This is a genomic window from Sphingobacterium sp. ML3W (genome assembly GCF_000747525.1).
Lineage (GTDB): Bacteria > Bacteroidota > Bacteroidia > Sphingobacteriales > Sphingobacteriaceae > Sphingobacterium.
On sequence record NZ_CP009278.1, the window covers coordinates 1,864,030 to 1,890,781 of the forward strand.

Below are 26,752 nucleotides of genomic sequence, written 5' to 3' on the forward strand. Positions count from 1 at the left end.
TTGCTCAATCTGCGTATTTATAGCCTCCTCTATTCTATTTAGAAAAATTTGATTATTGTAACAAAAGCTTCTAATGTTAATAATCATTGATTCTATCTTTACATAATGCTTCTAAAATCCTTGTCTTCAAAGTAGAAGCCATCTTCCTTTATTTTTTTAACAAGAGTGTAAATTAGACTATCTACTACAGAAATTTCCGAGGGTCAGACTTTTGGGTAGAGTTTAGAAAGGATATCTATCATACCGAGTATCTTGAGGCTCTTGGATTGAACGGGTGGCAAGTGAAGGCTGTTTTGTTTGCCAAAGACAAAGGGAAAATAACGAATAGTGATTATCAGGTGTTAAATAGTATATCCAAAAGAACTGCAACAACTGAATTGACAGAACTGGTAGATAAGTTCAAAGTTCTTATTAAAACAGGGACATCCGGCTCGAGTATCTTCTACAAGATTGTGGGGCAATAGTGGGGCAAAAACTGCCATAGTGGGGCAATATAGCATGAAATGATTTTATATTTATTGCTGACAAAATGATGTGTTTTTAATTGTGCAACTCCCCGTTGCACAATTGATATATATAAGAACTAGCTTATTTGCTGTTCAATAATTTTTCTAAAAGTTCTACTTTAGATTTCTCGGATTCAAGGAGGCGCTCGTAGAGTTTTTTGTTTTCTTCGTGAGCTTCGATTAGTTTTTCTATGGGATTGAATGAGAAAGTGGAATTTGTACTGTATGCGCCGGCACCACTGTTGTCATGGAAAGAGTTAAAATAATTAAACACAGCTTCTTCACTAAAATTTTCAATAGCATCTGTAGTAACGCCCAAAATTTCGGCTACCTGAGCCAAAAGATCTTCTTCTATAGATTCACTGCGTTCTATGTTGGAAACGGTCTGCTGACTTACACCTAGTGCATTTGCCAGTGCTTCTTGCTTCATACCACGCAACTCGCGTAAGCGACTGATTTTTGGTCCAATCTTGTTTTCCTTACTCATACTTCAAAGTTAATAATATTCTGTCATTTGTTTATCGAGAATCTTATGCTTTGGTAATTTACAAATTTTTGATTGTTTTTTACTAAAGAGATTGGTGCGTTACAAGTCGTTTTAGTTCGGTACGTGAGGTTTTCTATAGTTATTTGTATAAACCAAATGTAAACAGTTATGGGAAATAAAAAAGAGAAAATCGTTGAAGTTAGCCGTTTTGATAAATACGCTGAGATCAATGAAGTCTATTCAAGTCTAGACAGGACTTATCAAATTAATGTACCTAGTAATTTTAGAATGCTTTGCACTATTCTAGATGTTAAAGTTGATGATATTCTTAAAGATTTTATGTGGCTGGTAAGCTATTCTGTACATAGTAATACTACTAATAAAAGAAGAAAAGCTGCCCGAAAGTTTTTTATGAGTTGTAGGTATGGTCAACCTGGGTATTCGGAAGAGCAAATTAACCAGATGTTTGACGAGCTTAAAGCAGAACGACTAAACTATGATACTATAGATGGAATGGAACGTGAAGATTTAGAGTTGTTTTGGAGAAATAACCATATGTATAAACAACATTGGTTTAAGCGATGGTTTAATAAAAAATGTCGTAAAGAGGCTATAACAGTACTTAATGATTATTAAAGCATTAATACGATGATAGAATTTGATAGCATTGTTGTGCAAACCCAATGTAGGGTTTCGCTTCAAAAAGGAGAAGTTACTTCGTTTAGTATTGACGAGGATTCTGACAGAGCGGGGTGGATTGAAATAGACATAGTAAATGGAGAACTGGTCATATATACAAGACCTGAATTTTATGGCTTTTTATTATTACATGACTATTATCCTAAAATAAATATAACCTTCAATGAGTTGAAAGGCCTTAGATTACTAGATCGTTGCTTTGTGAAATCAATAGATACGTTGCTTTTACATCAAACCGGTATTATTGTTAAAGAAGGAAGTTTGAATATATGTGTAGATGCATTTTCAATAGATTGCACCGTGCTAAAAAATGCCCGTGTAAAAATATCAGGTGAAAGCATTATCTCACATATCTTAACGAATCAAAAGGCGATTTATGATGGTTCAGCATTTGAATGTTCAGAAGGGACTGTACATGCTCATTTTGATTCGACAATTTCAATCTGGTATACAACTGAGGTTGAAATAGGACTTTGGGGACGTAGTAAGCTAACTTATCGAGATACCCCTAGGATGAAGATAGTTCAGATTGACGAGGGGTGTTCCTTGAAAGCCTTGGAGATACCTTTAACATAACACCTAAACTGAGGCATTATGCACCACGTAGAATACGAAAATAATTACATTACACTATTGACAGAACAGGAAATATTAAATCCGTATTTAGTATTTGAGAATTTGTTTGTTGATTTTTCGTCCGCAGAAGCATTGCAAGATGAAATATTTGAAATCTTGACAATAGCTATACGACGAAATTACTGGTTGACTTATGATTCTCCTCTTGTTTTATACAAAAAGTACAAGAAGCTTGTCCGGATATTTGAAGCAGGATGGTTAATCTGTAAAATAAGACCTGTGACTTGTGTTCGCGAGAATCTTTTAATCCCCTATGATGAGATTGAGGCTGTCGTACCAAAGAGAAAAAAAATAAAAATTATTAAAGATGGATTTTCTGAGGGGTATCGGACAGTTATTTTTTCTTATAACTCTAGCTCGCTAGATACCATACGTTCAGATCTTTTCTATTTACTATTTGAGGGACTAATGCCTACTTGTGTGAAGTATTCAGATGAGATCGATGAATATTATTTTAGAATGATCCAGCAAATGAATGATCTTATTAGTGCGCTTCATACAGTGTATTATTATGAAAAGGATAATATCTTATCTGCAACAGATATGGAAGTTTTGAAGACTATGTGTGATGAGTTTATGACTAGAGAATCTTTTTTTGATTATAATAGCGATTTGCAAGGTGGGTTAAGCTACGCCAATAAGGAAGAGATTAAAAATGCCCTAACTATATCACGTAAAATTCTTTTTACTACTAATTTTTGGAAACTACACGGTAATCCAGGTAATATACTATACTACTATCATGACTTTTTGTTTATCCTTGACTCTTATTGGATTCATTATCTAGAACTTTGTAATGAAGATACAGATTTTAACACCAAATGGGAATACCCTGAAGAGAAAAAGCAAGAGATATACAATTCTGGGTATGAATGGATAAAACGGCCATGGAAGTTGTTACATGATAAATTTGAAAAGCGATCGATTTATGAGTGGCGAAATTTACTTGATAAATGTTTAGAGGATGTTCTGAGTAATCGATTTATCGGTTATAGCACCGATTCTCATAATGAAGATATCTTGAGCTTTATTAACTCTTTACTTGTCTTGGAATCACTGCAAGAATATGAGCCTCAAATATATTATTAATTCACCTTGAGAATGATGTTCATTTACTATTATAAAAATTCGATAGGCATAATAGGAGAAGGTCGTTGGCATAAAACCAACGACTTTTTTATTTTCGCTTATCCTGCACACTCATATCAAAACCAATTAGATTAACCATTTCCCGGAGCCGTGATCGTAACCGGTTACCGTATGCTTCTTCGAGTTCGGTGGCGGAAAGATTGGTGGTGATGTGTGTCTTCAACTTTCCGGCGATAAAGAGATCGTATCTGGAGAGTAGTATCTCGGCTAAGACATTGCATTCGTTACCGAAATGTTTCATGTTCTTTTCGGTACCAAGGTCGTCAAAGCAATAGTTGCGGAATTCACTGGAATAGATCTTTCCACGGCTGTACCGGTGGATGGTTTCATAACCATCTTGGATAAATTCAAATGTGATATCTCTGGCACTTTTTACTACAAATTTGTTTTCGTTACTGCAGATTAATCGACAGAGGTTCATCAATGTGGTTTTTCCGCAACCGATGGGACCGGTTAGCATAATTCCTTTGTTGAGATCAATGTTTTGTTTTTGACATAATTCCTGGTCCTGAAGAAAGTATGCTGTAAGTTTGAGGATTGTAGAAACATCGTCCTGGTGTATCTGAAACTTTGGACCATAAAGTTCTTTTCCTTTTTGCTCAAGAAAATTGAATACTTGATTATAATCAAAGAGGTTCGAAATAGTTTTTATTTGCGCTGCTATGGAGGTGTTGTGCTCTTGGTGATTTGTCCTGTTTTGCATTTGAGTTGAATTTGGTTGTGTTTGCGATCCAATTTTTTCCTGAAGCTTTCCAATCTATCATTGGGCTTTTTCCGCCAACTAGCCATCCATTGGCAGTGTAGTGATTGATGAACCTTTGCGCTTCCTGAATGGTGGCGTGCTGGCTGAGGAAAAACTCTTCGACCTGGTGTGTTGCTGGTGGTATTTTATTTTCTTTTTTTTCGGAACTTTTTTCTTTTTTGAATTGAGGAATTGAAAATTCGGACCTAACCATTTTTTTATTTAATTTTTTCTCTTTCTCTCGCGAGTGAGTACTGATATTATCTGTGATAATATTAGTACTAGATAGTTTATTATATGGCTCGTTTAATGGTCTTGTGGTCAAAATATGAACAGGTTCATGCTTTGGACTGCTGACTGGTAAATCTTTTGGAAAAAACGAGATCTGGCTTCCTTTTAATGGATTGTAAGATGGCTTATAATCGATATATCTGTTGGAATGAAGATATGCCATTGCTTTGTGATATGTTGCCTTTGAATTTATCTTACTGAGACGCATGATATCGTCACGGATAATTTGAATTTGTTGAGTAAAACGAGCCTGATTCCAACTTTGAAATAGAGCCATAAAGAGGCTCATATATGTAGGTGTAAATTTCGGATCTACAGATGACTTGTTGAAAAAATGAGTTAGCTGCTTAATGTAGTTCATGATTGGGTTTTTATGAAAATGAAGAAGAATTGCTTTCAAAAGATTGTTGGATGGCGTCCAAAGAATAGAAATAGGTGTTTCCAAATTTTGTCCATTTGATAGTTCCATTGATGCGATAGTTCTGTAGTGTACCAGGAGAAATATTTAACAGTTTTTCGACTTCTTTAGAGCGAAGCCATTTCTTACGGTGTTCATTTTTCTCATTCATTAAATTTTTAAATTCGCTAATTAATTCAACTTTGAATCTAATCAGGTCTTCCTTAGTCAAAATTTCAACTGACATAACTTTTTGGTTTATTGTGAATTGTAAAATTGGACATTATCTAAATGTATTTTTCACAAGTTGGTAACAACTTGTGAAAAATAATTATGGAAATATCTCGTTATCAGTGTCTTTTATTCTTTTGGATAAAGAGTCTTTTAATGCATCTAGAAATTTGGTCTTATTATTTTTACGTGCACGTATGTCGAAAAAAACGCGATTATACTGCCCTAAGTCGAGGTCGAATATTTCTTGAAAATACTCAGCTATTTCTTTTAGATCAGCTTTACCATTATTGAATACACCGGAGGAGTGTAGTGCGTAAATGGACTCGATAAGGTCAGCTTTAGAAGCTGTCCATTTTAGTTTCGTTTGACCGGATTTAACAGTAATCTGGGTAGTACAATTGGTTTTGATTTTTTTCTTGAGATAATGTCTAATCATTTCTAATGCTTCCACATTAGCAAAAATATAGACCGATGGCGTAGTGTATCTTTTGTCAATATCAATGATCATATCATCATTTGGTAGGAAGAAATCGTTCTTTAGTCTCCTAAAAAATTGTTGATCTAATTTATTGGAGTTTGTTTTATAATAATTATAATAGAAGTGATTATCACTGATTTTGCTCTTGATTTTGTAAAGTGCTTTTAGATAATACTTTTTTATTTTTTTTAATGGTATAGCTGGCTTTTTGATTTCTATTTTTTGCACCATGTAATAATACTGTAGAAGCGCCAGTAGATGACATTTAATGTTTTTAAAATAAAAGATTTCGTCTTCGGCGGTTAGATCTTGTATAGATTCAAATTTTTCCTTTATGAATTCGAGTCTACCAGAGATAAAGTGTATGGCCATCTCGGTAATTTGTGAGCTGTCGTGCTGATATTTTTCTTCCAAATTTTTGATATAGGAAGTGATATCTTCATTAATTTTATGAAAGGTTTGATTCATTATTGTTATGAAAGGTCCGTAAACCTCAATTTTAAATATTAAATCTCTAGTAATCTTTTATTTCCTGTAACATCTATATTGTTAACTCGTTTTTTTTATTGTTTTCGTTTTGTGAATTTCAAGTACTGCTTTTAGATTATCCATATCGTTAGCAACTTTTCTATCCGTAATTTTTGCATAATGTTGTGTCGTTCGAATGCTTTTGTGTCCTAACATTTTAGAAACGGATTCTATTGGTACTCCGTTGGAGAGGGTTACTGTTGTTGCGAATGTATGTCTAGCGCAATGGAAGGTGAGTTCTTTATTTATTCCACAGATGGTCGCAATTTCTTTGAGATATGCATTCATTTTCTGATTGCTAGCTACTGGCAGAAGTGTGTTTTCATTGTTGCATTTGGGATGGTTATGATATTTTGTAATGATATCCAATGCAGAGCCTAATAATGGTATCCTTGAAGGTGTGTTCGTTTTTTGTCGTTTGGTATCTATCCAAAGTTGTCCGTCTATGCCTTTGATGAGATTTGTGGGTGTTAATTGTTTGACATCAATGTAGGCTAGTCCAGTAAAGCATGAGAATAAAAATATATCACGGACTACATCCAGACGGTCTATGGAAATTTCCTTATTGGTAATGATTTCTAATTCTTCTTGTGTAAGGATGTTGCGTTCTACTTCCTGTAGTTTGATTTTATAATTTAGACATGGATCCATGTTGATCCATCCATTTGCCAGACATATTCTTATGATCTTCTTAAAGTTCTTGATATACTTGACTGTGGTGTTGTTGCTACAACTTTTTTCTGTCCGTAGATAGAAATCGTAACCTGTGACAAAGGCATGATCAATCTTAGCAAGCGGTATATCGTTGGTACCGTATTGAAATTTGATGTATTCTTGGGTGTGTTTTAATGATGTTTCGTAACGTTCGTGTGTACCCTCGGAATAGTCAATATCTATTAAGGCTTTGATTTTATTGTTGTGATCTTGGAAGATAGGGATGAGGGTTCTTTCTCTTAGCATGTTCTTACCAAGATAAGCGTTCATGAATTTTTCTAATGTTAATTCTGTTCCCTGGTATTCTAATACAATCTGTGTTTGTGTTAGCTTGTTTTTAATTGATTCGAGATAGCTATTTATTGAACGGGCTTCTTCGGTGGTACCTTTCATTTTCATCGTTTTTTTGTCCCACTTGGATGGGGTGATGAATTTCTTGGATGAGAATTCGGTTCGATTACCTTGTATGGTTATCCTGACATAAATGGGATGCAAGCCTGCTGTATTAGCTTTTGCTGCACGCGCATAAATATAGACGGTGACTTGATTGCTCATTGTGGTGGTGTTTTATTTCAATAGTCAATTTATCTGTTGTGAAATAAACTGTCAAGATGTTCAACGACTGGTCATGTAATGCCTTTGTGCGATGTTCATCTAGCGGTTCATTTTAGCGAGACCCTAGCTAACCATTTATTAGGGTCTCGCTAGGGTCTCGCTGGAAATGAGAAGTATTGAAAAAAACGATATGTGCGTATAAAAGAAAAACCCTACAAATTGTACAATTTGTAGGGTTTTGATACTTTCTCCTTGTTAGGATGCGGAGAGCGAGGGATTCGAACCCCCGGACCTATGACAGTCAACAGTTTTCAAGACTGCCGCATTCGACCACTCTGCCAGCTCTCCGCGACAAAAGTACAAATTTTAACGGTGCTACCAAATTTATTTTCAAATAATATCCACTTAAATACGGTTTTAGTCAGTATTTGATTGATTCAAAACATATTAAATTGTTTGAAATTCGTGCTTTTGGATTTAAAACTCTGGGGGGTACAGCATCAAATTGATTATTATGACCCGATTCTTCCATTTACATTGAAAAAACAAATGTTAGTGTCGTACGTTATGTAAAAAACAAATGATTATTCGTATGAAACCATTTAAAGTTGCACTTATTGTTGGCAGTTTAAGGAAAGAATCTTTTAATAAAAAGATAAGTAAGGCTATTTCCCAGTTAAAGGTCGCCGGTATGCATTTCGAAAGCATTGCAATTGGAGATTTGCCGTTATATAATGAAGATTTGGAAAAAGATGTGCCCGCTACCTGGCGCTATTTTCGAGAAACACTAAAACCCTACGATGCGGTATTATTCATTACTCCAGAGTATAACCGATCGGTTCCGGGAGTACTTAAAAATGCACTAGATGTTGGCTCACGACCTTATGGAGAAAGTGTTTGGGACAATAAGCCCGCCGCAATTATAAGTTGTACAGCAGGCGGGTTAGGAGCTTTTGGTGCCAACCATCATCTTCGACAATCATTGGTCTTCTTAAATATGCCGACTTTACAGCAGCCCGAGGCATATTTGAGTCATGCTGCAAAATTATTTGATGCTTCGGGAGAGTTGATAGATGTCTCCACCCGAGATTTTCTGCAGTCCTTTGTAGAGAAATTTGAATTATGGATTGAAAGAAATATAGTAAAAAAGTCATAAAGCAAAAAATCCTCTTTACAAAAGTAAAGAGGATTTTAAGTACGCCCATCAGGATTCGAACCTGAGACCGTCGGTTTAGAAAACCGATGCTCTATCCAGCTGAGCTATGAGCGCGTTTCCCTTTCGGTGATGCAAAAGTACTTAAATGATCTATATATCCAAAACTTAAGTGCTTTTTTTTTACACCAAAACATTAAGTCCTTGCATTTCAAGCTGATTAATTTTTAAGTTCAAGACTTAAAAATGCTGATTCCGGCTATCTATGCTTATTTTTTTTCATGAGGTAAGGTTTTATTTTGAAAAATGGATTGCAATATTCAATTACCTTTAATTTTATGTGTAACCAATATGGTCAAATTCTCTTATGCAAATAAGATAAGTCTTTTAACTCTTGGGATAGACTAAAAAGCTTCAGTTATATTAAATAGATATTGGATCCATTAGATATAAGAGCTACTTTTGTAATCTAAATGTACATTTTATAAAGATGGAGTTTGAAATTATTTACACAAAATCTGTTGATAATCTTTTTAAGATAAGTCCAAAAAAAAACGATTTTTATAGTGTTTTACTTTGTTTAAAGGGAGACTTATCTATAAAAATCGGCTACCATAGTTTTGAACTAAGCGCGAACATGATATCTATCTTGGCCCCCAATATGATTTTTTCTACAGATCAACCTTCAGATGACTTTGAAGTAATACAGTTGTTTTTTCATAAATCTTTTTTGCAGAAAATATTCATTAAAGACGAGATTATCAATGAACTACTAGAACTCAATACAAACTATCCACCTGTATTTATGTTAGCGGATTCTTTCCATAAAGTTTTACAGAAATTTAAGCAAATCGGTCGGGAGATTGAAAACAAAACGGCCTATCACCTGGATGTTAGTCGACTACTTACCGTAGAAATTTTGTACGAATATAATCGGGCATGCGAGTATTGCTTACTTGGTTTTCAAAAAAATATGAACCGTAATTATCAATTAACCTATCAGTTTAAAAAAATGGTAGACCAACATTTTTTAGTATGGAGGTCTATTGGCAATTATGCCGAATCTTTGGGAATTACCGCAAAGCATTTAACTGAAGTTATTAAAATAGAAACAGGACAAACGGCATTGCAAATACTTCATGAGCGATTATTATTAGAAAGCCAGTATTTATTAAAACATACTTCAGGTTCTATAAAAGAATGTGCTTATCTATTAGGGTTTGATACACCATCTTATTTTACCAGATTTTTTAAAGCACAGACGGGAATTTCTCCACAGGCCTATAGAGCGCAATAAGTTGTTTTTTAATTATGCTACATAGAAATGCATTAGGTTTTGATATTTAATTAAAAATTGGGCAGATTCAATTTAGAACAGCACTTAAACGGCATTCTTACTGATTTACATTTTAAATGAAATTAGATGTCTTTACACTTATCATATTCCAACATTCTATTTAAAAATAACTATAATCACACCGTACCATTAAATATTCCAGAAATAATAAAAAGAAAAGTCAGTAATCCGAAAAAAATGAAATAGATGCCGAAGAATTGAGCTGGTATAGAAGTGTATTCATCTCGAAATTTGTACTTATAAATTCAAATTGAAATGAGTACAATCAATCAAACGACATCAGTTTCCGAAACAAGCAATTGGAAAGCTTTGTTTAAAGGAGGCAACGGAATAAAAGCCACTGCTTTGGCATTAGGGGTGATGCTACATGCTACCAATATATATTTGGCAACGACAGTGATGCCTTCTATTATACAAGATATAGGCGGCTTAGCATATTATGCATGGAACACCACTCTATTTGTGGTTGCCTCGATAATAGGTTCCGTCGTTTCTGCCAATAGACTTGCCGTATTAGGACCACGAAGGGCTTATCAGTTTGCTATTATTTTATTTTTCTTGGGCTCGTTACTATGTACATGTGCATCAAGTATGTATATATTGCTAGTCGGTAGGTTTATACAAGGTTTGGGTGGAGGTTTGCTTTTTGCTTTGTCTTATGCAATGGTTCGTATCGTTTTCGGTAAAATACTATGGTCAAGAGCTATGGCCTTGATTTCTGGCATGTGGGGCATAGCCGCTTTCTCAGGACCTTTTATTGGCGGTCTTTTTGCCGAAAACAATCAATGGCGCTGGGCATTTGGTACGCTATTGCTCATCTGTATTGTTATATTCACCATCAGCACCCTAATTCTTCCATTACAGAGAAGCAAAAAGAATCCTCCAATAATACCATATTTTAAATTAACGTTACTGGTGTCGGCTGCCTTATCTGTTTCTATAGGAAGTATTTTCGAAAGTATCGTTATCAATATATTAGGTGTCGGAATTGCTCTTCTGTTCTTATATATATTAATTGTTGCGGAGAAAAAAAGTACTGTACGGCTTTTGCCAACAGGTGCATACAATCTGTCTTCTCCTTTGGGAGCTACCTATGCAGTTATGACATTACTCACGATCGGCACATCAATAGAAATTTTTGTTCCTTACTTTGCACAAGTAATTAGTGGGTACTCACCATTGCAGTCAGGTTATCTCACTGTTTTGATTGCTTTTGGATGGACCTTTTCATCACTTTTATTCTCAGGTATAAAAACCAGTTCCATTGCTAAGATCATTCGTTTGGGTACAATATTAATGTTGGTTGGTTTAGTTGGTCTAACTTGGTTGGCTGGAACAAATAATAATCCATCAACATTATTCCTGTTTCTGAACGGCCTGTTTTTGTTTTTAGTAGGAGTAGGAATTGGATTGGGCTGGCCGCATTTATTAACGAATGTATTTGCGATGGCACCTGAAGGGGAAGAAGAGTTAACGTCGACTTCTGTTACCACTGTACAATTAATGGCGACCGCATTCGGAGCTTCATTAGCAGGCCTTGTATCAAATATGGGAGGCATCAATGAGCCCGGTGGTATAATAGGAGCACAAAGTGCGTCTTTGCTGTTGTATGGTGTTTTTTCCATTGCACCCTTGTTAGGCATTACAATACTATTAAAAAAAAAACAAATAAATTCAATATTATGATAACAGGACTTTATGAAACGCATATTCAGGTGAGTGATTTGAAAAAATCAGTTGAATTTTATACCCAAGTATTGGGGTTAACACTCGCACACTATGATGAAAACAGACCTATTGCTTTTTTATGGATCGGAGAAGATAAGAAAGCAATGCTCGGTTTATGGGAACAAGCAGAAAATTTGCAGAAACGTCATTTTGCATTTAGCTGTGATAAAGAATTTATATTAAATTCAGCAGCATGTTTTTTAAATGATCACCATTTGAAACCCTATAATTTTTTAAAAAATAAATCTGCCACACCAATGGTCTTTAGCTGGATGCCAGCTCTTGCTATTTATTTTGATGATAGAGATGGCAACCAATTAGAATTAATTTCTATTCTGGAAGGAGATGGTCAACCGGAGTTAGGTATAATTACCTATGAGGAATGGCTTAAACTAAAAAGGTAGACAGGGATAAATTTTATAAATGATCGTTTAAAACAATGGAATTGATAAAAAACAATATTCTTTTTCCAATAATTAGTTTATAATTGCTATTCAATATAAAAAAGTTATTATGAATAAAGACTTAATACAAATTGGTGCTGAGGCATTAAGAAAAGCAGCACTAAATGAAGATTCGAAAGCCTATATATTGACAAACCCAGTCTTATTCCAACTTTTCAAAAAAGCAGCCGATAGATATATTGGGGGCGAAACCCTAGAAGAAACTATAGTTAAAGTTAAGGCTTTAAATAATTTAAAAACTTCAATAGAATTCATGGGTGAAAGTACGCGAACAGAACAAGAATCAAACGCTGCTACCGACGAGTTTATCCGTATCTGTGAACAAATCAGGCTACAGCAATTAAATGCTACGGTATCTTTAGATCTGTCGCATGTAGGCTTAGCAGTATCCAAAGATCTTTGCTTAAATAATTTAAATGCCATTTGTCATGAAGCATCCAAATCTGGTGTTGAAATTATTATCAGTGCCGAAGGAACTGAAAGAACAGATGCTGTAATTGATACCTATCAAAAAGCAATAAAAAATTATAATCATTTGGCAATCACGCTGCAGGCCTATCTATATCGAACAAAAGATGATTTTGAGGAGATAAAAAAAGAAAGTGGAAGAATCAGAATTGTGAAAGGTGCGTTTGAGACAGCTAGTGGCCTTTCCATGCCTAGAGGCGAGTTGCTTGATGATGTTTATTTGAGTTATGTCGATCAGTTACTGGCCCAAAACCATAAATGTTCAATTGCTACGCACGATAAAAATATACAGGCAAACGTTCAATTACTAATTGAGCAATACAAGCCAACGAAAGAAAACTATGAGTTTGAAAGTCTATATGGTATTTGCAATGAGCAACTTTTCTTACTTCGCGACCAAGGATACCAAACCAAGCTCTATTTTGTTTATGGAAAGGAATGGTACTTATATCTATGCAATCGGATAGCAGAATATCCAATGAGCATATTTCAAGCCTTGAGCGATATTACAAAATAGAATATGCAATCCAACGACAATATCTAGAAGGAGATAATACCAATGCCACGATGTGGTTGATTAAATATGTACATATAAAAGAATAGTTGATAATATGGATAATAGGAGAGATTTTCTAAAAAAAGCAGCTATGCTGACAGGTGGAATGTCCTTGTCACAGCTCTTACCTCAATCTATAGCCAAGGCTATGGCCATTGATCCTACATTAGGAAGTACATTTTATGATGCAGAACATGTGGTTTTGCTCATGCAAGAAAATAGGTCATTTGACCATGCATTTGGCACCTTAAAGGGAGTCCGAGGATTTAACGACCCTCGTGCTATTCGCCAGCCAAATAATCGAAAGGTTTGGTTACAGTCTCAATCCGAAGGTAAAACATATGCACCTTTTAGATTGGATATCAAAGATTCTAAGGTCACCTGGATGGGCTGTTTACCACACAATTGGACAGATCAGACCGATGCGCGTAATCACGGCAAGATGGACCGTTGGTTAGATGTTAAACAGTCTGGATTTAAAGATTTTAAAGATATGCCCCTAACACTGGGACATTATACGCGTGAAGATATTCCATTTTACTATGCAATGGCCGATGCGTTTACCATCTGTGACCAGCATTTTTGTTCCAGTCTGACAGGCACCAACCCCAATAGGCTCTATTTTTGGACCGGTAATATTCGAGAAAAACTAACCGATAAAGCATTGGTTTGGAATGGAGATTCCGAGTTTAGTGGAAAAGCCACATGGAAAACCTTTCCCGAGCGTCTTCAGGATATGGGCGTGGATTGGAAGATCTACCAAAATGAAATATCTTCAAGTAGTGCCGGATATAGTGGACCTGAAAATAGCTGGTTGGGAAATTTTGGATGTAATGTAATGGAGTACTTCCCGCAATATGCCGTCAAATATAGCAAGCGTTATCAAGACTTATTGGTCGAAAAGAGGAAGCAGACCGAGGAGAAGTTTCAGGAACTACAAGGGCAAGGTATCGCGACGGGCGAAGCTTACGAGAAATTGCAGAAAAGATTACACGAAACAGTTAAGGAGCAAGAGCTATACACGAACGAAAACTTTGAGAAGTTAAGTGCTTACACAAAAGAGATCCATCGACGTGCATTTGTCAATAACAGTGCTGATCCAGATTATATGCAATTGGAGGAGATGGAATATCAAGAGGGTGATGTGAAGCGAAAACTTCAAATACCTAAGGGAGATATCTTGCATCAGTTTAGAGAAGATGTCGACACGGGGAATCTACCCACTGTATCTTGGTTGACAGCACCACAGCTTTTTTCCGATCATCCCGATTCTCCTTGGTTCGGAGCTTGGTATGTCAGTGAAGTCATGGACATCTTGACAAAAAATCCAGAAGTGTGGAAAAAGACCATTTTTATCCTTACTTATGACGAAAACGATGGTTATTTTGACCATGTAGCACCCTTTGCAGCACCAAACCCATACCAACAGGGTACAGGTAAGGTCTCTCAAGGTATCGACACTCGGCTGGAGTATGTCCGAAAGGATGATCAGTATTACCCCGAAAGTGGACGCGAAAGTAACATCGGATTAGGGTATCGTGTCCCGATGATCATCGCCTCTCCTTGGTCCCGTGGAGGATGGGTCAATTCTCAAGTGTTTGATCACACTTCACCTTTACAGTTTCTAGAGCGATTCATTAGCCACAAAACACGTTCTAATGTCAAAGAAACTAATATTACAGCATGGAGGAGGGCCGTTTGTGGCGATTTAACTTCGGCTTTCAGACCTTATCGGGGAGAAGTGATGGCGAAACCTGAATTTGTCCAGAAAAAACCATTTATTGAAAGCATTCATCAGGCACAGTATAAAGATGTGCCAAAAGGATTTAAACCTTTGAGTCCGGCTGAAATAGATCAAATCGAACAAAAACCTCAATCTTCACCCTACTTCCCTCAGCAAGAAAAGGGCTATAAAGATTCATGCGGGTTACCCTATGAACTCTATGTTGATGGGTGTTTGGATAGAGAAAATGGGGAATATCAGATCAGCTTTGCATCTGGCAACCGTGTATTTGGTCCCGCATCTGCAGGGGCAGCATTTACAGTTTACAGCGAAACCCCTTATCATGATGAGCGAGGAAGAAGTTGGAATTATGCCACGGTCCCAGGGGGTCACTTGCAAGATAGTTGGCTATTACATGCCTTTGACGACCGTGCCTATAAACTGAGCGTTTATGGTCCTAATGGTTTTTTTAGAACTTTTGCTGGAGGGAAAGAAAATCCAAAAATCAAAATTTGTTGTCGTTACGAAAACGATAAAAAAGGTAAAGGATTTACAGGTCGATTGTTGATTGAAATTACCAACCAAGAAGACCATCAGGTTGAATTGTTGCTTCAAGATAGTAGTTATGGACAAGCAGCACGTAGTATCAAGGTGCTTGCGAGTTCTAGCAAAGTTGCGGAAGTTGATTTATCAAAACAACATTATTGGTACGATGTCAAAGTGACCTGTACTGGATATTTGGATTTTTACGAACAATTTGCTGGACGTATTGAAGTCGGGCAAAGCGCGAAAAGTGATCCGTTAATGGCATAAGAACCTCAACGATCCTTATATTTTATGCTAAAAGCGCCATACGACTCAAAATTGTATGGCGCTTTTTAAATATCAACGACTTAGTGTGACATATTTTGTTGTTCCTTGTTTTTAAATAGGAGATTGCTGCTTGGAACCATCTTTTATCCGGTATGAATTATATTTGATTTTTAAAAATCCTCCTGACATATAGCTGTCAGTCGCTAAGGCTATTTTCGCTTAAATATTAATAATCAAATAGCGATAAAATGAAAAATGTAACCATCCCAGAAAAGAAAATCATTGGCTTAGCCATTAGAACTACAAATGAAAACGGACAGTCGGCAAATGATATCGAATTATTATGGCAAAAGTTTTGGAAAGAACAAGTCGGACATCAAATCGAGCAAAAGATAAATGATGATATCTATGCCGTTTATACCCATTATGAAACAGATTTTACAGGATACTACGATACCATAATAGGATATGAGGTCAACTCGTTATTAGCTATCCCTGATGGTCTAGTCGGTCTGGTCATTGAAGGGGGTGTATATGATAAATTTGTATCTACAGGCAAGATGCCAGAAGCGGTATTCAATACCTGGTTGGAAATTTGGGGCGATAAAGAATTTGATTCGAAAAGAGCCTATAAAGCAGACTTTACCATTCATGGGGAAAAATACAATGACGGACCCGAGGCTGAAGTAGAGACCTATATCTCAATAAAATCTTGATGGTCGTAGCATCTCTATTATTACAGGGGAAAATCGAAATAAAAAGGATATTATCATCAGCAATTCGCAGGTTGGTATAGTTAAATGTATTGAAGCCATCTTGTTAAAGTTATAACCCACTCAATTTCGACATAAGGGACAATTTGTTATTTTCCATTACGAAGATGAAGGTTCGCGGTATGGATGGCTTCTATAATATACCTATACGACTCATATAGAAATTACAGTGCATCTTGAACTCATTATTTATCCTTACCAGATATGCCAAAATATGACCTTTATGCCATTTATTATGTTTACTTTATTTTACCTTGAAAGTCGCCTCTAGCATACTGTTCATAAACTGTTTTTAGAGATATACAAATAGCTTTTACACAGTCGAAATAATATTCTACTACGATCCAATTTCGCTCATTGAGCCTTTCGAAAAAATATCTGGAATCAAGGAAAATGGTCGATAATGTTTTGATAGCACCATCAAAATTGTCAAGTTTTTCCTTATCCGGTAGGAGCGTAGTTTCTGATATATTATCTGCTATTAGTATAGAAACTTTGAATAAGTTGGCATTCCTGTCAAAGTTGTCTACATAATGCTGCTTAATTAAGATTTTAAGAAATTGGGGAAGTTGATTGAATAATCTTTCAAGATTATGTCCTTTTATCACGGCATCTTTTCTTAGCGTACGAGTAAAAGCCTTCAGATAAAGTTCGATACATAGCCCACTCATCACATTCAAGGCGTTCATTTCTCCTATGTATTTTTCCTTAACTTGGATGTTTTTATTTAAAATCTGGATAGAATTAAATATTCCGTCAGCTTGCATTTTTGCGAACTTACTCTTATTGAGATTGAAATTTTTCATAATTTTTTATTTTCAAAAACCAATTAGCTATTCTCTAAGGTAATAAATTATTGTTAGAATTTTAAAATAGCTATAATTTTAGTGTCAAGTATTTTGAAAAATTAATTTATTGTTAAGATGACGGGTAGGGTAGAAAATCTAGCTATGGGACTATTTTTTTATGCTATTTTTCGACGTGCTTGTGTTAATATTATACCTTAACAAATTTCAATTACGATTTTCGAATTGTGCTACAACGCTATTTCATGTATCGCTGTGTGATTCATTATGAAATTGCCTGTAAAATTAGTTCGTCGATAAAAATATGTGTTAGCAAGAAAGCTACATAAATCTTATTAGCGATATATAATATTTAACATCTTGTATGAAAGAAACAAGCTTTTTGACGGCACTAGGCATTGCCCTTTGCATTACGATTGTATATTTATTGACTGTCTGGCTACTAGATATACCATCAGGCTTAGATGCGATTGGTTATTATTTAATCTTTCCATTTACATAAATTCTGCTTATCAACAACCATTCTCAGCTACACCAAACGTCCAACTATAAAATTAACCACCTATTCTATTAGAGGTTAAGCTAAGTAATTGGCTCTAAAATTGTATCAATTCAGTTGCTGATAGCAAGCAGAGAAATAGAAAATCTAGGAAATAAGATGGATATGGCTTATAAATTGCCTATTAGGGGCTGATTTCTTCATAACTGTTTACACAATGTTGTTAGAATTCTTTAGTTTTGGCCCTACTAGCTTAAGGAAGATGATAATATTGCCTCATCGGCAAAGGAACATTTAGAATAACCCAGAAATACGGAAGAACAATGATATTGATAAAAAGAATTGACCACAACTCCCTGAAATACCTATTTACCGTGGTGCTTTCTGGTTTGCTGGTTACGGGCTATGCGCAGGAAGTGGAAAAGCAGCAGAAAGAAAAGCAACAACTGGATGGGCATCAAATTAAAACGATGGATTCCATTGATGTTGTACGCGACTACCGGCCTGTGCTGGCCGATGCCGTAAAGGTTCGCAGGAGCCCAGATATGAGTCATATCAATCGGGAGGCCATTGAGACGGAATTGCGCCAAATCGCCACGGCTACATATTTTGCAAGTAAGACATACAAACAAGCTTATTACAATGAATTGCAGAAAAGGCATCCAAACGCTTTACGCGGCAATATTGATAATTACCGTATCAGCTATCTGGCTTACCAAGCACGGGAATACCCAAGAGCGGCCTCTATTTTGGAGTCGTTGGAAGCTTCGGATGCCTTTTATCAGGGTTCGATAATTACTTTGGGTCATATTGCCTTGGAAACCGGCGATAAGCAACGCGCACGAAATGCATTTGCCAAAGCGATGAAACTAGATTTCGACCGTCAATTGAAAGCAGATGCGCTATATAACTATGCCAAAGTCTTGTTTGCAATGGACTCCACTCAAGCCGCTCAGAAAGTTCTCCAGAAATATATTGATCAAGAATATGGGGATTTTGATCCAGGCGTTCAAAAACAAGAAAGTCCGGAAATACTATCGGTTCAAACCTTATTGGGCACGAGTAACTTCCATACTGGCGTAAGTCTTCTGGAATCGTTGAAAGATAGAGGGCCGGAAGCCGATGCTACCTATCAAAAAGCAACATACTATCGCGGATTGGAGTTTTATAACGAGCGCGCTTTCGAGAATAGCATATCTATATTCATGAGATCGGAAAAATTTCCGATCGATGCAAAAATGGCTGCGCTTGCTACGTATTGGAAAGCGGAAGCGATGTATGAAGTGCGTAAATACGGGGAGGCGGTAGAAAACTTCTCCCGGTTCCTTCGATTGCCCATTGCAAAAAACACCAACGTATATAACTATGCAAATTATGGACTGGCTTATGCCGCGTTTAGAAATAACAGTTTTGGTATATCGGCCGATTATTTTGAACGCTTTTTGGCTATCGAGGGAAGTTCGGTAGATGAAAATATACGTCATGACGTAATCGCACGTTTGGGCGATTCGTATTTATCCATGCGCAATTATGACCGTGCCAACCAATACTATGACAAGCTGATCAACAGCAAAACTTCCAATCAGGACTATGCATTGTTCCAACGAGGTGTTATCTTTGGATTGCAGGGAAACAATGAAACCAAGCTAAGTATCCTGCAGTCTGTTTTGAAACAATTTCCGAGTTCGAACTATGCAGATGACGCTGCCTTTGAGATCCCCTATACGTATTTCACTACTGGAGATTATGATCGTGCCATCGATGGGTTGCAACGGATGATCGAAAAGTACCCACGAAGCAGCTATGTGCCACGCGCGTTGATGACCATAGGGCTCGTGCAGTATAATAAAGATGATTCCGAAGCGGCGAAAGCCACTTTCAAAAATGTTGTAGAGAATTATTCCAAAACCAATGAGGCACAGCAAGCGATGCGTTTTATTGAAAACATCTACCTCGACCAAGGGGATGCTTCGACCTATATTCGTTACGCCATCGGTACCAATGTCAGTAATCTGAGTCCTGCGGAACAAGATAACATGGCGTTTCAAGCAGCCCAATCTCTGTTTGCCAAGGAGCAATATGCAGCTTCGGTGGAAGCGATCAACGCGTATTTTGATAAATTTCCGAAACCCAAACAAGAAAAATATGCCCGTTACATCCGCGGGGTGAGTTCTTATCGCACCGGGCATCCAAAAGAAGCACTGCACGATCTGAATATCATTCTGAACGACTGGACAAGCAAGTATACGGAGAACACCTTGCTCACAGTGGCTGCGCTATATCTGGACCTAAAAGAATACAACGAGGCAATTGTGCACCTCAAAAAATTGGAGCTCAATTCAGAATATAAAAAGAACTATGGCTACGCAATAAGTAACTTGATGATTTGTTATTTCGAACTCGGCGATATGGGGCAGATGGCCAAATATGCGAAGATGATTAAGGATTACGAGGGTGCATCGCAGGAGGAAATTGCCAAAGCACACTTATATAGTGCAAGGGCCTTACTGCAAGAAGGGAACAAAGCGTCCGCGATGAAGGAACTCAATCAGGCTGCTCTGAAGAGCCAAAGGGCGGTCGGCGCAGAGGCGAAATACCGTGTGGGGCAACTGCAGTATGATAACAAGGAATACGATAAAGCCCTTGCAACAGCCTTTGAAGTGATTAACAGTGAAGAAGAAAGTCCATATTGGGTGGCCAAGAGTTTCCTATTGCTTGCTGATAGCTATGCGCGTAAAGGCAATGTTTTGCAAGCGAAGAGTACGTTGAAAAGTGTGATTGAAAATTATGAAGAAAAAGATGATGATATCATCCCGTCAGCAAAAGAACGTTTACAGAAATTGAACAATAAGTAACATTGAAGATGTCGAAAAACTGAAATAGAAGATCTTATTAAAATATAGAAAACCGCTTGGGGACACTTCAATGACCAAGCGGTTTTTTTTGTGGGATAATTTTGCACCATTAAATGCTTTTATCTTCTATCGCAAGTGTGTTGGTTTAAGATTCTGCACTGCACTTTTTACAACTTCGTCAATGCGTTTTTGTCGGGTTTCCTGCCGTTTGGCAAGAACAATCCAGCCTAATATGATTTTTCTTGCCGATTTACTCAAACTTAGGAAATAGTTCTTTGAACCTTCCTGTTCTTTGAACGCTTTCTCTAGATCGTTCGGTATTACCAGTTCTTCCACTTCATCTAAAATATTCCAAGAACCATTCTGTTTGGCGGTTTCAATACTATCAAAACCTGCTGCTGTCATTAGTCCATTTTCAATGAGTTGTTGAACTTTTTCTTTGTTGATTTTTGACCAGTTGCTTTTAGGTTTACGTTTGCTAAAAAACTGCAAATACGAAAAATCGTCAATCGTTTTTTTTGTGCTGTCAATCCAACCGAAGCAAAGTGCTTCATCAACAGCCTCACTCCAACTTAATGAAGGAATATTAGACTTTTTTGTGTAATAAACAAGCCAAACAGATTGTTTGGACTGATGGTTTTTTTCCAACCATTGTCTCCAATCTGTTCCGCTTTGAGGACAATATGTTTCTACCTCCTTGTTAAGCATTTTGTTGTTCTAACCATTTTAAAATTGATTGGGTAGTTTCCTCTGGCTTTTCTTGCTGTATCCAATGACCACAATCTAGACACACAACATCCAGATTAGGAACAATATTTTTTAGGTTTTCAGACTTTGGAATCGTGTCCTGTCCACCATATATCATAAGAGTCGTCTGATAAATGATTGGTTTTATGTCCGCCATTAAGTGCCAGTTTCTATCCAGGTTTCTATACCAATTTATACCTCCTGTAAATCCTGATGATTCAAAGGCAGAAACGAACACAGCGAGTTCACTGTCGTTCATCAATGGTTCGCCAAGTGGTTTTTCTGCCCTTGCAAGATTAATCATTAGCATTCCTGGCTCAGGTGGTGTGGGAGCTGTGTTTTTGCGGAATATGTTACGAAGGAACTGAGCTGTGTTTTCATTCATTATAGCATCTGCTACTCCAGCTTGTCTATTGAAATGAACAAAATAGAAGTCTGCTCCAAAGAATGCTTCCATCAACTCAATCCATGGCTTTTCCCCACGATCCTGATAAGGTAAAGCCAAGTTTATTACTTTACTTACTCTATCAGGATGCAATAGAGCTAGACTCCAAACGACATTTGACCCCCAGTCATGACCGACAAATGTAGCATCCTTGTACCCAAAATGGTCAAGCAGTGCAATAAGGTCACCAGTCAAATGTTCAATATCGTAATCAGTTACTTCAGTCGGACGTGATGAATTACCATAGCCACGTTGATTTGGGACAATTACATGGTAGCCAGCTGCAACAAGGGCCGGTATCTGATAGCGCCATGAAAATGCAAGCTCTGGAAATCCGTGACAGAGGACGATAGGTTTCTCTGAATTTTGTTTACCTGCTTCAAATACTTCCAGAACTATTCCATTAACTGAAATCAGATTAGGTTTTGGAAATTCGATCGAATTAAATCCTGTGTTTATAACGTTTGTCATCTATATATCTTTTAAGAATCAATTAATGACGCAAATTTATACTTGAAAAGTGACAGCCTTATGTCAGGAGTCTAAAATAAATAATAGGTAATAAAATACTTTTGTAGGATCATTATGTGTGGTTCAAATTTGTCAGTAAGCATTTAGAATCTTTTCCTTTCATCATTTTTCAGCATAAGTATTTTAACCCCATATTCGCCATGTGTTCGGGAAGGCTTCGGGAAATATCTACTCTTTGCCTACAGATGCTCTACAGTTGCTCTACAGTTTGCCTACAGAAACAGTAGGCGCGAGGTAGGCGCAGAGTAGGGAAACTGTATGGTCGGTCCGAACAAGGGGCGAAGCAGACCCGAGGAATGGCTTGATCTTATCGCAACACTTTACTTCTGAAAATCATATCGTTGTTGTCGGATTTTTTCCAGTATATCATTTGCTGACGTTATATACGTATTCACATATAGTTCTTGATGTACTATATTTTGAGGAACAAAAACCTTTTCAGGTGTTAATTGGGTTAAATAATTGACTATTTTTTCTTTAAGAAAAGATAGTGGAGCAATATCACAGATGACTGTGTTGGTCGCGATGTCAATTTCTCTTAACCGATCAAAAGTCACGTGTTTAGGTTTGTTTAGATAGCTTGGGCCAGCATCAGCATGGCAGTTCCGTGCGAAGTAGGCATTTACAGCACATCCACCCCAGTTTGATTTACGATACTGTTCGCACCATGCAGCTTCCTGCATCGTGCCCCTTTGTTTTATTGTTCTCATGTGCTTATTTTTTTATTCTTTACGCTAAAGATAAAAAAACAAGAAATCAACTTTTAAATATAAGTTTTCACTTTGGAATGGTAATAGAAAGGCTACCACTGCTCATTCTTTATCGTTTCATCTTTAAAGTCTGAAATGGGCTCCCATCATAACGATACACGCCATTAAAAGTGCCAAACCAAATACTACCATCCTTATCTTCGAGAATTTGAAAAATCACTGTTTCACCTGCTCTAATTATGCTCAATAAATTCTTTAAACGTAGACAATACCATACCTTGGTCGTTTTCCAACTCAAACCCTTCGATGACTTTTAAATAATCTTGTTGACCCATAATATTTATTGTAAAATACTATATAAACTAATAACTTGGCTATCATTACATAGTGTAGTTCAATATATCAAATTACTTCATTTATAACTTTAGAACAATTGATGTTATAAATGAAAATAAAAAAGAAAAACCCCCATTGTTAAAATTGGACTTTTTCTTTTTTATTTAAAATTTTACTGCATCAATAAGGAGAATTTCCTAAATAAAAAGTATAATCTTTAGTGAATACAGCGCAGCCACTTGTTACGGTGCATCTTAATTGAATGGAGCCACCGACTCCCTTAGATTGGACTACTACTTTATTATTATTAGATGACCAAGTTACTAGTGGAATACCAGATGTACCTAAAATTTTAGTCCAAGTATAAGTTGTAGGAATACTATTGTTAGAATTTTTTACAGTAAGTACACCTGTATATTTATAATTAGATGTTCCTTCCACTACAGTAAATTGATCTCCGCTTGGAAAATCCTGTAAACCTACCATACTTTCAATGCCTAAATTGATACTCCCACCTACCTTAATTTCATAATCATATGATTTGCCTGATTTAGTAGATTTTAATTTTACAATTCCATTTCCGCCATTTATCCTTGTCACCTTCCACTTATTGTTACCTAAAGATGTAAGTGTAGCAATACCTGCCGCATTTTCAAGGGTAACTGTCCCTGGGTTGATTAAAGTGTAGGTACCTTCAGAGCAGATATCATTTGGTCCCGAGAATATGGTGCTCATGGATATATCCATTTTTGAAGAAGCTCCCAAACTTGAACATGTAGAGTTTTTTCCTTGGACCATTATCCATTCTAAATTATCATTGGTAATATTTAAATTGAATGTTGGTACAGTTGTGGTTGTAGTTGTGATTGTCGTCCCTATTTTTGTCGTCCATAAATATGAAGTGGCAGGAAATAGGGCATTTTTAATTTGTGCGGTATAAGTTTTAGTGCCACGAAAACCTCCTGGAATGACGTCATCTCCTAAAATTTTAAAATCTGACACTGCATTTACTTTTATTGGTTGTTCAAAGTAGGTTGAGGTGCCACAAGAAGCACCAAACTGTGGAGTATAATGGGCTCGAACATGCCATGCCCCATTTCCTACAAATCCTTCTTGCCAAATTACTTTAACACTAAATTTCTTCCTTTCAACGATAGTACCATGATTAACTGACCACATGATATTTCCATCACAAGATGTACCATTGAAGCTATATTCATATGTTTCACCTGGACAAGGTTTTTTTTCCCCTAATATTATTTCTTGAGCTTTCAGGGAAGTACATAAAATGCTTATTACGGCTGCTATTATTATTTTTAATTTCATTTCTCGATTATTTTATTTGTCCACTCCTCAAATTCGCCATCTTTTATTTTATTGGAAAATATTTTGTTCATATAGATTTTTCCATATTGCTTTACAGAGATCTCTTTAGTACTATATGCTTTCTTACCCTTATCAACATTATCATTCAAGATTACTGCTATGAAGTATTTCCCTGGAGTCAAATCTTGAAATGATATTGCAGATCCTTTATATGTGAAACCTGTTTTCACTTCTGTTTTTGTGTTTTGGTCTATTGCTATACCTTTTATTGCTTTTTCCACATCGCCTATATCCAAATCCCTATTATCACTTGGCCAAATAATTATATAAGAATGTTCAGGCCAAACAAAAAAATTTTGCCATTCATTATATTTAATAATACTAGCGGAAACCATAACGACAGACATCGTATCCGGAATTCCATAGAATGGGTTTTCTGGCTCTTGGTATATAGTTTCATAATCTATGGTTTCTTCCTGTGGATCTTGGTCATTTGAATCTTTTGAACATCCCAATAATAGAGCAATTATTATTGGGATTAATAAGAAGTTGTTTTTCATGTTTAAGGTTTTAATTTGAAAATCATATGGTAATAAAATTATATAGTTAGTTATGAATAATATTACGGGTTCCCGTAAAACATTTATTATGAGTCATTAATCCAGTCGTAACTACAATCTGTTATGGAAATATATCTTAGAGCATACCTTTCGCTCATTTTATAAGATTTTTCTTTTCCTATGCTGTTGTAGTGTTTGACCTGAATAAACCCTAATTATCTGGTTAAGGAATTTGAGACACTGAGGTACAAGAATTTTTTTATATGAAAATTATTCCTTTTATAACCAATTAGAAATGATTTATTGAGCTTTGTATAGAAGTAAGCATAATTCTATGAGTCTAGAGTGTTACTTTTGAATCGACTGCAAGAAATAATCAACGACAAACTAAATGTAAAATAGCTAATGATATGAGAGAAATTTACTATAATTCTGATATTACGCCAAAATCAATTAATGAGATTAAGTTGTTAACATTGTATTATGACAAGATAAACATTGTTAACGATACAGTTTATTCACCGAAGTTTAGTCAAGCAAACGGAAAGTTTGAATTTGATGGAGTCGAAGACTTGCAATTTATTCCTAAGACATTTACAACGGATTATAAAGTCCTCATTGATGAAAATGTCATTGCAATAACTGAGAGTTCTGAAAGTATTGAGGATGAATTTGAAAAAGGGTTTGCAAGTAAAATAAGTGAAATAGTTAATTCGAGTCATGACCTAATATTTCCATTTCACCCGACAAAAAGAGACAGTAAGATAATTACTGAAGAGGTTTATGAGATAATGAAACATATGTGGGGTTTCGAATGGGGTAAACCAGTTGAATCAGATTTAATATGGTGGTACTATTCATTAAAACTAAAGTGTTTTGTAAAACTCTTAATTGAAGGAAAAACCTGTTTGAGCAGTAGTAATAATTTAAACACTCTTTTTGCGAAATTTATTCAACAGTCAGCTAAATCTAATGTTGATTTGAGAACTCAAGGAAGCACAAAATCTTTAGCGCTTGACGCTTTAAAAATTAGTTTACCCAACCCAGACATTTTAAGCTTTGATGACCTTTTAGAACTCAAATTAAAATTAAAAGATGAATTGGGACTGTTTTATCAGACTATAAATACTATAGAAGTTAATAACATGCAACTTTATAACACAGGTTTAAAAGACAACGAATATCAAAGCATTTTCTTTAATGAAATACAAAAACCTCTCATTGAATTAGAAAACAAAATGAAGAACTTAAGTAGCAAAACATTTAGAAAATTTATTGAGAGAATGCAAAATCCAAAAAGTTATGTTCCGTTAATTGGGACAGTAGTTGCAAGTATGCCAATACAATATGCTCTATTGAGCTCATTAGGCATGACAGCAGGAATGACAATATTAGAGTATAAGGAGCAGAAAAGAGAACTTGAGAGCAATGGGTTATATTTTTTACTAAAATTGAAGCAATAAACAACGAAATAATTATTATATTT

At 36.0% G+C, this 26,752-nt stretch carries 26 protein-coding genes and 2 tRNA genes; 13 read left to right on the forward strand and 15 right to left on the reverse strand.

The window, feature by feature from the left end; all coding sequences use genetic code 11:
* Positions 1-266 precede the first annotated feature (266 nt).
* Positions 267-464 (forward strand): hypothetical protein, encoded by a 198-nt coding sequence (locus tag KO02_RS08075; protein WP_144243278.1) that lies wholly within the window; start codon positions 267-269, stop codon positions 462-464.
* Between the two features lie 124 nt (positions 465-588).
* Here KO02_RS08075 and KO02_RS08080 read toward each other — a convergent pair whose 3' ends face one another.
* Entirely contained in the window at positions 589-993 is a 405-nt protein-coding gene (locus KO02_RS08080; protein WP_038697385.1) for a helix-turn-helix domain-containing protein, read from the reverse strand.
* A 168-nt stretch (positions 994-1,161) separates the two neighbouring features.
* Between KO02_RS08080 and KO02_RS08085 the strand changes: the two genes are divergently transcribed.
* From KO02_RS08085 to KO02_RS08095, 3 genes are read left to right on the forward strand one after another with little or no spacing between them, the layout of a single operon-like run.
* Complete coding sequence (locus KO02_RS08085) at positions 1,162-1,629, forward strand: hypothetical protein (protein ID WP_038697387.1); 468 nt, start codon at positions 1,162-1,164, stop codon at positions 1,627-1,629.
* 12 nt (positions 1,630-1,641) lie between these two features.
* Complete coding sequence (locus tag KO02_RS08090; protein WP_038697388.1) at positions 1,642-2,268, forward strand: GIN domain-containing protein; 627 nt, start codon at positions 1,642-1,644, stop codon at positions 2,266-2,268.
* 18 nt (positions 2,269-2,286) lie between these two features.
* Positions 2,287-3,417, forward strand: coding sequence for a hypothetical protein (locus tag KO02_RS08095; protein WP_038697390.1), 1,131 nt, complete (start codon positions 2,287-2,289; stop codon positions 3,415-3,417).
* 88 nt (positions 3,418-3,505) lie between these two features.
* Here the strand turns inward: KO02_RS08095 and KO02_RS08100 are convergent, their stop codons facing one another.
* The 6 genes from KO02_RS08100 to KO02_RS08125 all read right to left on the reverse strand — a co-directional run bounded on the left by KO02_RS08100 (position 3,506) and on the right by KO02_RS08125 (position 7,764).
* The gene (locus tag KO02_RS08100; protein WP_051959814.1) at positions 3,506-4,180 is read right to left on the reverse strand and encodes an ATPase; all 675 of its coding nucleotides are present in this window, start codon (positions 4,178-4,180) and stop codon (positions 3,506-3,508) included.
* The gene (locus KO02_RS08105) at positions 4,104-4,871 is read right to left on the reverse strand and encodes a hypothetical protein (RefSeq protein WP_038697392.1); all 768 of its coding nucleotides are present in this window, start codon (positions 4,869-4,871) and stop codon (positions 4,104-4,106) included. Before KO02_RS08105 ends, KO02_RS08100 begins: the two co-directional genes overlap by 77 nt.
* A 10-nt stretch (positions 4,872-4,881) precedes the next feature.
* Entirely contained in the window at positions 4,882-5,154 is a 273-nt protein-coding gene (locus tag KO02_RS08110) for a helix-turn-helix domain-containing protein (protein WP_038697394.1), read from the reverse strand.
* Positions 5,155-5,238: 84 nt separating this feature from the next.
* A complete protein-coding gene (locus KO02_RS08115; RefSeq protein ID WP_051959815.1) occupies positions 5,239-6,087 on the reverse strand; it encodes an RteC domain-containing protein in 849 nt (282 codons plus the stop codon).
* Positions 6,088-6,168: 81 nt separating this feature from the next.
* On the reverse strand, positions 6,169-7,416 hold the full coding sequence (locus KO02_RS08120; RefSeq protein WP_038697396.1) for a site-specific integrase: 1,248 nt from the start codon (positions 7,414-7,416) through the stop codon (positions 6,169-6,171).
* 263 nt (positions 7,417-7,679) lie between these two features.
* Positions 7,680-7,764: transfer RNA gene (locus tag KO02_RS08125), tRNA-Ser, on the reverse strand.
* Between the two features lie 244 nt (positions 7,765-8,008).
* On the opposite strand from KO02_RS08125, the gene KO02_RS08130 reads away from it, so the two are divergent.
* On the forward strand, positions 8,009-8,572 hold the full coding sequence (locus tag KO02_RS08130) for an NADPH-dependent FMN reductase (RefSeq protein WP_038697398.1): 564 nt from the start codon (positions 8,009-8,011) through the stop codon (positions 8,570-8,572).
* Between the two features lie 40 nt (positions 8,573-8,612).
* On the opposite strand, the gene KO02_RS08135 is transcribed toward KO02_RS08130, so the two are convergent.
* A tRNA-Arg gene (locus tag KO02_RS08135) sits at positions 8,613-8,686 on the reverse strand.
* Between the two features lie 373 nt (positions 8,687-9,059).
* Between KO02_RS08135 and KO02_RS08140 the strand changes: the two genes are divergently transcribed.
* The 6 genes from KO02_RS08140 (at position 9,060) to KO02_RS08165 (ending at position 16,394) form a co-directional block, all read left to right on the forward strand.
* Positions 9,060-9,866 (forward strand): helix-turn-helix domain-containing protein, encoded by an 807-nt coding sequence (locus KO02_RS08140; RefSeq protein ID WP_038697400.1) that lies wholly within the window; start codon positions 9,060-9,062, stop codon positions 9,864-9,866.
* Positions 9,867-10,181: 315 nt separating this feature from the next.
* Positions 10,182-11,612 (forward strand): MFS transporter, encoded by a 1,431-nt coding sequence (locus KO02_RS08145; protein ID WP_038697402.1) that lies wholly within the window; start codon positions 10,182-10,184, stop codon positions 11,610-11,612.
* On the forward strand, positions 11,609-12,058 hold the full coding sequence (locus KO02_RS08150; RefSeq protein ID WP_038697404.1) for a VOC family protein: 450 nt from the start codon (positions 11,609-11,611) through the stop codon (positions 12,056-12,058). The genes KO02_RS08145 and KO02_RS08150 overlap by 4 nt, the downstream gene beginning before the upstream one ends.
* 109 nt (positions 12,059-12,167) lie before the next feature.
* On the forward strand, positions 12,168-13,103 hold the full coding sequence (locus KO02_RS08155; RefSeq protein WP_038697406.1) for a proline dehydrogenase family protein: 936 nt from the start codon (positions 12,168-12,170) through the stop codon (positions 13,101-13,103).
* A 94-nt stretch (positions 13,104-13,197) separates the two neighbouring features.
* On the forward strand, positions 13,198-15,678 hold the full coding sequence (locus KO02_RS08160; protein WP_038697408.1) for a phosphocholine-specific phospholipase C: 2,481 nt from the start codon (positions 13,198-13,200) through the stop codon (positions 15,676-15,678).
* Positions 15,679-15,926: 248 nt separating this feature from the next.
* Positions 15,927-16,394: a GyrI-like domain-containing protein gene (locus KO02_RS08165; protein ID WP_038697410.1), complete on the forward strand. Its 468-nt coding sequence runs from the start codon at positions 15,927-15,929 to the stop codon at positions 16,392-16,394.
* Between the two features lie 296 nt (positions 16,395-16,690).
* Here the strand turns inward: KO02_RS08165 and KO02_RS08170 are convergent, their stop codons facing one another.
* Positions 16,691-17,257, reverse strand: coding sequence for a hypothetical protein (locus KO02_RS08170; RefSeq protein ID WP_038697412.1), 567 nt, complete (start codon positions 17,255-17,257; stop codon positions 16,691-16,693).
* 1,044 nt (positions 17,258-18,301) lie between these two features.
* Between KO02_RS08170 and KO02_RS08175 the strand changes: the two genes are divergently transcribed.
* Positions 18,302-20,611 carry a tetratricopeptide repeat protein gene (locus tag KO02_RS08175; protein ID WP_235212367.1) on the forward strand — a complete coding sequence of 770 codons (2,310 nt, stop codon included), beginning with the start codon at positions 18,302-18,304 and terminating at the stop codon, positions 20,609-20,611.
* A gap of 126 nt (positions 20,612-20,737) precedes the next feature.
* Here the strand turns inward: KO02_RS08175 and KO02_RS08180 are convergent, their stop codons facing one another.
* From KO02_RS08180 to KO02_RS08200, 6 genes are all read right to left on the reverse strand, one after another.
* Complete coding sequence (locus KO02_RS08180; RefSeq protein ID WP_038697416.1) at positions 20,738-21,319, reverse strand: YdeI/OmpD-associated family protein; 582 nt, start codon at positions 21,317-21,319, stop codon at positions 20,738-20,740.
* Complete coding sequence (locus KO02_RS08185) at positions 21,312-22,274, reverse strand: alpha/beta fold hydrolase (protein WP_038697418.1); 963 nt, start codon at positions 22,272-22,274, stop codon at positions 21,312-21,314. The genes KO02_RS08180 and KO02_RS08185 overlap by 8 nt, the downstream gene beginning before the upstream one ends.
* Positions 22,275-22,654: 380 nt before the next feature.
* Positions 22,655-23,044 carry a hypothetical protein gene (locus KO02_RS08190; RefSeq protein ID WP_038697420.1) on the reverse strand — a complete coding sequence of 130 codons (390 nt, stop codon included), beginning with the start codon at positions 23,042-23,044 and terminating at the stop codon, positions 22,655-22,657.
* Between the two features lie 109 nt (positions 23,045-23,153).
* Complete coding sequence (locus tag KO02_RS24340) at positions 23,154-23,264, reverse strand: two-component regulator propeller domain-containing protein (RefSeq protein ID WP_410528210.1); 111 nt, start codon at positions 23,262-23,264, stop codon at positions 23,154-23,156.
* 296 nt (positions 23,265-23,560) lie between these two features.
* The gene (locus KO02_RS08195; protein WP_038697422.1) at positions 23,561-24,706 is read right to left on the reverse strand and encodes a hypothetical protein; all 1,146 of its coding nucleotides are present in this window, start codon (positions 24,704-24,706) and stop codon (positions 23,561-23,563) included.
* On the reverse strand, positions 24,703-25,266 hold the full coding sequence (locus KO02_RS08200) for a hypothetical protein (RefSeq protein ID WP_038697424.1): 564 nt from the start codon (positions 25,264-25,266) through the stop codon (positions 24,703-24,705). Before KO02_RS08200 ends, KO02_RS08195 begins: the two co-directional genes overlap by 4 nt.
* Positions 25,267-25,676: 410 nt before the next feature.
* Between KO02_RS08200 and KO02_RS08205 the strand changes: the two genes are divergently transcribed.
* On the forward strand, positions 25,677-26,729 hold the full coding sequence (locus KO02_RS08205) for a hypothetical protein (protein ID WP_038697426.1): 1,053 nt from the start codon (positions 25,677-25,679) through the stop codon (positions 26,727-26,729).
* Positions 26,730-26,752: the final 23 nt, after the last annotated feature.

What these genes read in the sequence shown, in the direction of transcription:
- KO02_RS08130 (WP_038697398.1), top strand. Translation starts at nt 8,009, where the DNA reads ATGAAACCATTTAAAGTTGCACTTATTGTTGGCAGTTTAAGGAAAGAA.
- KO02_RS08090 (WP_038697388.1), top strand. Translation starts at nt 1,642, where the DNA reads ATGATAGAATTTGATAGCATTGTTGTGCAAACCCAATGTAGGGTTTCG.
- KO02_RS08185 (WP_038697418.1), bottom strand. Translation starts at nt 22,274, where the DNA reads ATGACAAACGTTATAAACACAGGATTTAATTCGATCGAATTTCCAAAA.
- KO02_RS08165 (WP_038697410.1), top strand. Translation starts at nt 15,927, where the DNA reads ATGAAAAATGTAACCATCCCAGAAAAGAAAATCATTGGCTTAGCCATT.
- KO02_RS08150 (WP_038697404.1), top strand. Translation starts at nt 11,609, where the DNA reads ATGATAACAGGACTTTATGAAACGCATATTCAGGTGAGTGATTTGAAA.
- KO02_RS08180 (WP_038697416.1), bottom strand. Translation starts at nt 21,319, where the DNA reads ATGCTTAACAAGGAGGTAGAAACATATTGTCCTCAAAGCGGAACAGAT.
- KO02_RS08140 (WP_038697400.1), top strand. Translation starts at nt 9,060, where the DNA reads ATGGAGTTTGAAATTATTTACACAAAATCTGTTGATAATCTTTTTAAG.
- KO02_RS08120 (WP_038697396.1), bottom strand. Translation starts at nt 7,416, where the DNA reads ATGAGCAATCAAGTCACCGTCTATATTTATGCGCGTGCAGCAAAAGCT.
- KO02_RS08080 (WP_038697385.1), bottom strand. Translation starts at nt 993, where the DNA reads ATGAGTAAGGAAAACAAGATTGGACCAAAAATCAGTCGCTTACGCGAG.
- KO02_RS08170 (WP_038697412.1), bottom strand. Translation starts at nt 17,257, where the DNA reads ATGAAAAATTTCAATCTCAATAAGAGTAAGTTCGCAAAAATGCAAGCT.
- KO02_RS08195 (WP_038697422.1), bottom strand. Translation starts at nt 24,706, where the DNA reads ATGAAATTAAAAATAATAATAGCAGCCGTAATAAGCATTTTATGTACT.
- KO02_RS08085 (WP_038697387.1), top strand. Translation starts at nt 1,162, where the DNA reads ATGGGAAATAAAAAAGAGAAAATCGTTGAAGTTAGCCGTTTTGATAAA.
- KO02_RS08095 (WP_038697390.1), top strand. Translation starts at nt 2,287, where the DNA reads ATGCACCACGTAGAATACGAAAATAATTACATTACACTATTGACAGAA.
- KO02_RS08110 (WP_038697394.1), bottom strand. Translation starts at nt 5,154, where the DNA reads ATGTCAGTTGAAATTTTGACTAAGGAAGACCTGATTAGATTCAAAGTT.
- KO02_RS08160 (WP_038697408.1), top strand. Translation starts at nt 13,198, where the DNA reads ATGGATAATAGGAGAGATTTTCTAAAAAAAGCAGCTATGCTGACAGGT.
- KO02_RS08190 (WP_038697420.1), bottom strand. Translation starts at nt 23,044, where the DNA reads ATGAGAACAATAAAACAAAGGGGCACGATGCAGGAAGCTGCATGGTGC.
- KO02_RS08205 (WP_038697426.1), top strand. Translation starts at nt 25,677, where the DNA reads ATGAGAGAAATTTACTATAATTCTGATATTACGCCAAAATCAATTAAT.
- KO02_RS08100 (WP_051959814.1), bottom strand. Translation starts at nt 4,180, where the DNA reads ATGCAAAACAGGACAAATCACCAAGAGCACAACACCTCCATAGCAGCG.
- KO02_RS08155 (WP_038697406.1), top strand. Translation starts at nt 12,168, where the DNA reads ATGAATAAAGACTTAATACAAATTGGTGCTGAGGCATTAAGAAAAGCA.
- KO02_RS08105 (WP_038697392.1), bottom strand. Translation starts at nt 4,871, where the DNA reads ATGAACTACATTAAGCAGCTAACTCATTTTTTCAACAAGTCATCTGTA.
- KO02_RS08145 (WP_038697402.1), top strand. Translation starts at nt 10,182, where the DNA reads ATGAGTACAATCAATCAAACGACATCAGTTTCCGAAACAAGCAATTGG.
- KO02_RS08175 (WP_235212367.1), top strand. Translation starts at nt 18,302, where the DNA reads ATGAGTCATATCAATCGGGAGGCCATTGAGACGGAATTGCGCCAAATC.
- KO02_RS08200 (WP_038697424.1), bottom strand. Translation starts at nt 25,266, where the DNA reads ATGAAAAACAACTTCTTATTAATCCCAATAATAATTGCTCTATTATTG.
- KO02_RS08115 (WP_051959815.1), bottom strand. Translation starts at nt 6,087, where the DNA reads ATGAATCAAACCTTTCATAAAATTAATGAAGATATCACTTCCTATATC.